We start from the raw sequence: 7,182 nt of genomic DNA, 5'->3' as shown, positions 1-7,182 counted from the left end.
GAAAACATCACGTTACACGGTAACGGTATTGTATGAAGATGGTAGTACAAAAAACATTACAACATTAGCAACAGCAATCATTGTTGATAATGAAGGCAATGTTGTAAAAGGAATTACTGCAAGTGGCGGTACTCTACGAGCATTAACAATAGCAACAAAAGGGAATTATACTATAAAAGTAAGCTATGGTGGAAAAGAAGACACAGTAGCCTTAAAGGTAGTTCCAGTATTAACAAAACTAACGGCAGATCAACCATCACTAGTTGTGACAACAGCAAGTCCCACACAGCTAGCAATTACTGCTCACTACAATGACAATAGTAGCGAAGATGTAACACAAGCAGCAACCTATACAAGTAGTAATGCAAAACTAGCAACTGTAGATGAAACAGGAAAAATTACAGTATTGGATAAGACGAAAACAGGATCCGTAGTTATTACAGTGAAATACGGCACCAAAACACTAAGCATTCCAGTTACTGTAGAAAAAGTGGTAACGGGCGTTGAAATCCAAGAGGATTCGTTATTAGTAGAAATTGGGAAAACATCACGTTACACGGTAACGGTATTGCATGAAGATGGTAGTACAAAAAACATTTCCACATTAGCAACAGCAATCATTGTTGATGGTGAAGGGAATGTAGTAAAAGGAATTACTGCAAGTGGTGGTACTCTACGAGCATTAACAACAGCAACAAGAGGGAATTATACTATAAAAGTAAGCTATGGTGGAAAAGAAGCTACACAAACAGTCAATATAATTCCAGCGTTAATGAAAATTGTAGCAGATAAAACATCCTATGTGATTACAGAAGATAAACCAGCACAACCAATTATTACAGCATTTTTCAATGATGGTAGTAATGAAGAAATCACTAAATTTGCTACTTTTACAAGTAGTAATCCAAAATTAATAGAAGTAGATTCTAATGGAATCATCAGAGTAGTTGATCCGACAAAAAATGGTTCAGCTCGAATCACAGTAAAATTAGGAACTAAAACCATTTATATTAATGTAACTTGCCAAGCTATGAGTTAAAAAAGAATAAAGGTCAGGAGATATCATTCTCTCTGACCTTTTTTTTGGGATAAAAAAATATATGCAAATAAAAATTTTTACATAATCTACAAATATCTTATACTTAAGTTAATGAGACAAGTTAATAATATAAAGTACATCACCCCACATAATCGATGTTATGAGTGATGGTTTTCTTTTGACCTTATTAAATGATAAATAAAATGACTATTGAACTAGGTTGAATCGTAAAAATAATATAAAAGTCTCTAAATTTTAATTACAAATTTCCAGTAATGGTATATACTAATATTATACTATTTTAGGATTGTATTTATGAGATGGGAAGGTAGTAAACATGGATAAGTTTCTTCAGTATGCTTTTATGTGTCACCGTATGCCCGGAAGGTCGTTTCACTTTCATGGTAAGCAGTTTCCATTATGTGCTCGATGTTTGGGAATCATGTTTGGCTATATCACTGGGTTATTTATCCTATCGACATACGGAAGGCTATCACTATTCCTTTCATTTGCTCTGATTATACCTATGGTCGTGGACGGCACTGGACAACTCTTTCATAAGTGGGAGAGTAACAACTTTCGTCGATTAATAACAGGAATTATGGGTGGTATTTCGATTGATTTTATTATCATCAATGTCACAATTATTTTCGTGAATATAGGGAGAGATTTAGGACAAGCCTTATTTCTTTAAGTCGTTATGTTTTCATACATAAATATAAATTTCTGAAATCATATTAGGAGGCATAAAATTATGTTTTGTCCACATTGTGGCGATCAAATATCAGAACACGCGGAGATTTGTCCGAAGTGCGGGGTCAGAGTCAAAGGCGCTTCATCTTCTGGTGAAGATAAACCAAACATTGCAGTTAATTTAATTTCTTTTTGTTGTATACCAATTTTAGGAATTGTAATGTTCTTTGTTTGGAAAAATGATAAACCAAAAGCTGCAAAATCAGCTTTAATTTGGGCCCTTGTTTCAGTTGCAATTTGGTTCGTTCTATCAGTTATTTTTGGTATTTTAGGAGTTTTGGCTGATTCATCATCATACTATTATTAATTTCAAAGAATCGCCCACTTTTTGAAGCGGGCGATTTAATTTAAGATTTTTCAATGTTGAAACTACAATTACATATATTAAATCCGTCTAGGAGGCGTTATCATGCATTGTACAAATTGTTCTGAGACTATCTCAGACTTAGCTGAAATCTGTCCGAAATGTGGCGTAAGACAGAATAAAGTAAAGAATTATTGCTATAATTGTGGTGAATCTGTAAAAGAAATACAAGAAATGTGTACGTCATGCGGAGTAAGTATTAAGAAAAGTAAATCGGTTGGTTCTAGTGAAGGTATGCATCCAGCAATTCCTGCAGTATTATCATTCTTTCTGACAGGATTAGGCCAAATCGTGAACGGACAAGTCATTAAGGGTATAGTGTTGTTTGTCGTTGCTATTATTATCGGTTTTATTACAGTAGGGCTATCTGTGCTTGTAACGACTCCATTGGTAATTATAGATTCATATTTAATTGCCAAAAAACGAAGAGAAGGTAAGCAAATAGAAGAATGGGAATTCTTCTAATATTGATAATTAATAAAGGTGTCGTCAAATCCCTAAGCAAACAATTTTGCTTAGGGATTTTCATGGTAAAGATAGCCAGGCTATGTATAAAATCTACCAATTCAAGTTTGCTGATAGGCTGGTATTAAAAGAGTAGAGGAAAAAGGCAAAAGCAAGATTATTTAGTGCTAGGTTTCAATAGAATGCAATCAAAAGCAACTTTTGCTTAGTAGAGTTAAAAAGTAATCTATGTGATAGCTTGAAAGTTCTGAAGAAAGAAGGGAAAAATTGGAGACGAGAATTGCTTAAAAGAATATATGTAAAGTGTTCTTAAACCAGTTGATTTCCTTGAATATTCCATTTCAGTATCCTTCAATTACAATTACCCCTTTTATTTTAAAATTTGTACTCATAATTTCATGGTTAAACGATTATATTGATCTAAATTTGAAATTAAATGTGTAGGAGGATTGCATATGAAGATTTTGAATAAAGAGGGGAAAGAAATCACTTCTGAGCAAGAGTGGTTGAGAATCGCACCACCAGCAAGAAAAGAATTTCATTGGAAAAAAGGGAGGAGTGCGTTTGAATTAGCGCATGTTTGGTTTGAGGGGGAAGAAGTAAAAGTACCGATTGTATTACAAAACTTATTAAACAGCTCGAAAGAGTTACATTCTATAAAATTACACACAGCATTTGCAGAAGTGGAGACGAAGCTAGACAACTATGGAAAAGGACGTGTGCATGACTTACTTATTAGAGGTACGCTTAATGAACAGCCAGTACTGATTTCTATTGAAGCAAAAGCGGATGAAACTTTTGGGGAAATAATAGGAAAATGTATTGAACAGAGTTCGGAAACATCTAAGCTACCGATAAGAATTAAATTAATGGCATCTGCGTTGTTAGAAGAGCGTGTAATTTATGACCTTCGTTACCAATTGTTGCATGGGGTAGCCGGTACTTTAATTGAAGCACAAAAACAAGGGGCATCCGTTGCAATATTTATTGTTCATCAGTTTATTTCAAATTCAAATTCTCAAGCTGCACAAAAAAAGAACAATGCTGACCTAGATGCTTTTGTTAGTCGACTTACTCATCAGACAATCAGACTAACACCGGGTCACCTTATCGGACCAGTGGCAGTAACAGGTGGAGCAACAATTCCAAATAACATACCACTGTATATAGGTAAAATAGTTTCGGTGGTTTAACTTATTAGCTTAGCTTGACCCAATAGAGGAATTCTAGAAAAAACTGTTTCGATACATAAAAGACTAAAGGGTAGGAGCTAAATAGAACTAATAATTGAACATGCAGCGAGGCACTCCTCCATGTGTTTGAAAGGCACATGCATGGTTGTAAAACGACGAAAAAAATCCCACTGAATATCATGTCTGCTCCGGCTATGTCTAACACATTTGTGTAGCCCGTCAGAAGGGTGTTTACCATTCCCAAAATGTTACCGTCCCAGTAGCGAAAGCTAGGCAGGATAGTGTGTCTCCGTGGTGAGTTATTGTTAAAGTTGTACCTGGGCAATTGGAAAAATAGATACGTTTATGATTCCAGCACACTATTATTATTCATATGTGACCGAAAGAACTAAGATGTATATATCTTTCAGGCATATCAAACTATTCCTTATGCTCTTAGTAGGGCAGAATAGCTTCTCCGTTCCCTCCGACCCAACCTCCCTTTCTTTCAATTCAAATCCTTAATATTATTTTAATATCTCGGCAAGTCTTTTATGCTTTCTGGTAAATTTGTTAATAGTAGACTTGTTTGGGTTGAATCAAATACATGAATAAATTCATTTTTTAAGTCGGTAAAAAGAGCAGAGATACTCGTATATACATCATTAGATGAATAGGGTTCATCAAAAATATAATCGTAATATGAGGAGCTAATGGGTCCTTTTTTTTGTGAACGGAAAGTTGAATGTCTTTCTAATATACTGTCTAATCTAAAGCCTTCTAGTGGTAATATATAGAAACGAAGTGTAACTCCAGTCACTTCTTTCTGCATTATTTTCTTTTTCCCTCCATTATACTGAACGGAAGCAACTTGACGCTTTGAATTTTTAGCATCTCCATTTCCTTGAATATCCTTATGGAAGTAAAAAGGGACGCTTTCAACTGTACCATTTTCCTGAATTTTCTTTTTATCAATAACCAATTTTAATGTATTTAATTGGTTACATAATTCCCAAAACAATTCCTTACCCGATGATTCTAATAACATTACTAAATTCCTCCTTACTAATATCTTAATGTCCAATATAAATCTATTAATTCGACAATATATGTTGAGAATCCTTCCTAACAGCCATAGCTAGATTAGTTCTAAATTTCGTTATATTCCCTTTGTTAAAAGACCGCTTTTAAATTCATTAATTTGTCACATAATCACTATAATTTACAAAAAAATTACACAATAATTATTGTACTTGTAGTATTCTTAGATTTGGGTGTTTTATGATTAATAAAGACTATTTTCACGAGTATGGTTATTGGTAAAAAGGTAACGGTTTTTTGGATAGACAAAACTAAAAATCACTATATTTCTATAAATATTTATTGATGAGTGTGTGAATTGGAAGCAATTACTGATTTTTTAAAGCTAAATGCAAAAGTTATTAGATAAATCTACACCAAATTTATCATTTGTTGAATTCTAACAGATTCATTAAAAGGGAAAAAAGAACGACCTTGTAGTGAGTTTAATTGCGGATGTATCAATACATGTAAGTGAATTTTATTTGGCCGGATATTCTAGGAATTAGTTAGTGCGCCACACACTTAATAATAATAGTGAAAAAAATAATAAAGAAAATGAGGTGCAGTATTTTGAAAAAATTATTACAAATCAAAAGTATAAAAACAAAGATTTTAATGGGTTTCACTCTTGTCATATTATTAACACTTATATTAGGAATATATAGCTACTATGCAGTTAATAAATCCAATAAAAGTACAGAAGAAATTGTGAACAACCAGCTTCAATTATTAATTGCTGATGAAAAGTTGGCTTTTAGCATGTCTCAAAGAATAGCATTAACTCGTGGTTACGTTTTGTTTGGTGATGCAGACTATAAGGAACAATTTAATGAGTATACGGAAGAAAGTAAAGGGTATCAAGCATATATCTTGGAAAATAGTGATTCGGAAGAAGTTGAAAAGCTTATAAATCAGAGCGTGGAGTGGCGGGAAATAGTCATAAATGACGTATTTAACGAGTATGACAAAGGAAATGAAGATTTAGCTCTTCAAAATCTATATAACGAGGTTCAACCACTTGCACGTGAAATAATGGAAGGTTTTAAAAAAGGTGCTGAAAATAGGGAAAAACTGGCTGTTAATGCAGGTAAGGAAGTCATTTCTAGTGGGGAAACAACATTATCTGTAAGTGTAATAGTGTCTTTAGTTGTGGTGGCTTTAGGTATAATAATAGCTCTAATTATTTCAAAAATGATTACTACTCCTATCATTTCAGTTATGAAACGAATGAATGTAATTGCGGATGGTGACATTAGTCTGGAACCTCTGCCTGTTTACTCTAAAGATGAAACTGGCCGCCTGACAAATGCAATCAATCAAATGCAAAGTAACATAGTAAAAGCGATGACGCACATTTCTCAAAGTTCAGAAACGCTATCCAGTCATAGTGAAGAACTAACACAAGCTGCGAATGAAGTGAAAGCAGGTACAGATCAAATTGCTACAACAATGCAAGAACTAGCTTCGGGTTCAGAATTACAAGCGAATAGTGCGAGTGATTTATCTTCGATTATGGATGCGTTTGTTTCAAGAGTTGTAGAAGCTAATGAAAACGGAGAACGTATTCAAGAATCCTCACATGAAGTTTTGAAAATGACAAACGAAGGTAAGCTATTAATGGATTCTTCGAATGAACAAATGGGGAAAGTGGATCAAGTAATAAAAGAATCTGTTGTAAGAATTCAAGAGTTTGAGAAAAGAACAAATGAAATTGTAAGTTTAGTTTCCGTCATTCAGGACATTGCTGGTCAAACAAATTTATTAGCCTTAAATGCATCAATTGAAGCAGCAAGAGCAGGTGAACATGGGAAAGGCTTTGCGGTCGTGGCAGATGAAGTGAAGAAACTGGCTGAACAAGTGAATGATTCCGTAAAAGACATTGCAATGATCGTGGAAAACATACAAAAAGATTTTGGGCAAGTAAATGAATCTTTAAATAATGGATATAAAGAAGTAGAAAAAGGGAAAGATCAGATTCATTTGACAGGAGAAACCATTACGAACATTACGCTGTCTGTTACGGTGATGGTAGAAAATATACAAACCATTACGGATAATTTAGCACAGATTTCAGCGAACAGCCAAGAGATGAATGGCCAAGTTGAAGAAATTGCTTCAGTTTCTCAGGAAGCTGCAGCAGGGGTAGAAGAAACGGCAGCAACGGTCGAACAATCAAATAGTTCAATTGAAGAAGTAGCTGGTAGTGCAGAACAACTTGCTAATTTAGCAGAAGAGCTGAATGGTATCGTTCGACACTTTAAACTTTGAGCGATTTCCAATGAATACGAGATCGGGGGATTAAAAAT

The 7,182-nt window shown here is 34.1% G+C and carries 7 protein-coding genes; 6 read left to right on the top strand and 1 reads right to left on the bottom strand.

What is annotated here, in order from left to right; genetic code table 11:
* The 5 genes from ACIQX2_RS03315 to ACIQX2_RS03295 all read left to right on the top strand — a co-directional run.
* Window positions 1–1,039, top strand: a 1,039-nt coding sequence (locus ACIQX2_RS03315; RefSeq protein ID WP_402846931.1) for a hypothetical protein, incomplete at its 5' end; no start/stop codon positions are given.
* Window positions 1,040–1,376: 337 nt separating this feature from the next.
* On the top strand, window positions 1,377–1,733 hold the full coding sequence (locus ACIQX2_RS03310; RefSeq protein WP_402846928.1) for a DUF2085 domain-containing protein: 357 nt from the start codon (window positions 1,377–1,379) through the stop codon (window positions 1,731–1,733).
* Between the two features lie 60 nt (window positions 1,734–1,793).
* Complete coding sequence (locus tag ACIQX2_RS03305) at window positions 1,794–2,099, top strand: zinc-ribbon domain-containing protein (protein ID WP_402846925.1); 306 nt, start codon at window positions 1,794–1,796, stop codon at window positions 2,097–2,099.
* A gap of 102 nt (window positions 2,100–2,201) precedes the next feature.
* Window positions 2,202–2,621, top strand: coding sequence for a double zinc ribbon domain-containing protein (locus ACIQX2_RS03300; protein ID WP_402846922.1), 420 nt, complete (start codon window positions 2,202–2,204; stop codon window positions 2,619–2,621).
* Between the two features lie 455 nt (window positions 2,622–3,076).
* Window positions 3,077–3,814 carry a DUF6946 family protein gene (locus ACIQX2_RS03295; RefSeq protein ID WP_402846919.1) on the top strand — a complete coding sequence of 246 codons (738 nt, stop codon included), beginning with the start codon at window positions 3,077–3,079 and terminating at the stop codon, window positions 3,812–3,814.
* Between the two features lie 511 nt (window positions 3,815–4,325).
* On the opposite strand, the gene ACIQX2_RS03290 is transcribed toward ACIQX2_RS03295, so the two are convergent.
* Entirely contained in the window at window positions 4,326–4,841 is a 516-nt protein-coding gene (locus ACIQX2_RS03290; protein ID WP_402846916.1) for a hypothetical protein, read from the bottom strand.
* Window positions 4,842–5,446: 605 nt separating this feature from the next.
* Between ACIQX2_RS03290 and ACIQX2_RS03285 the strand changes: the two genes are divergently transcribed.
* Complete coding sequence (locus ACIQX2_RS03285) at window positions 5,447–7,144, top strand: methyl-accepting chemotaxis protein (RefSeq protein WP_402846913.1); 1,698 nt, start codon at window positions 5,447–5,449, stop codon at window positions 7,142–7,144.
* Window positions 7,145–7,182: the final 38 nt, after the last annotated feature.

This window comes from Psychrobacillus sp. NPDC096623, from assembly GCF_044762655.1.
In the GTDB taxonomy this organism is placed as follows: domain Bacteria; phylum Bacillota; class Bacilli; order Bacillales_A; family Planococcaceae; genus Psychrobacillus.
Note: the sequence above shows the minus strand (reverse complement) of the source record. Positions and strands in the feature narration are given on the sequence as shown.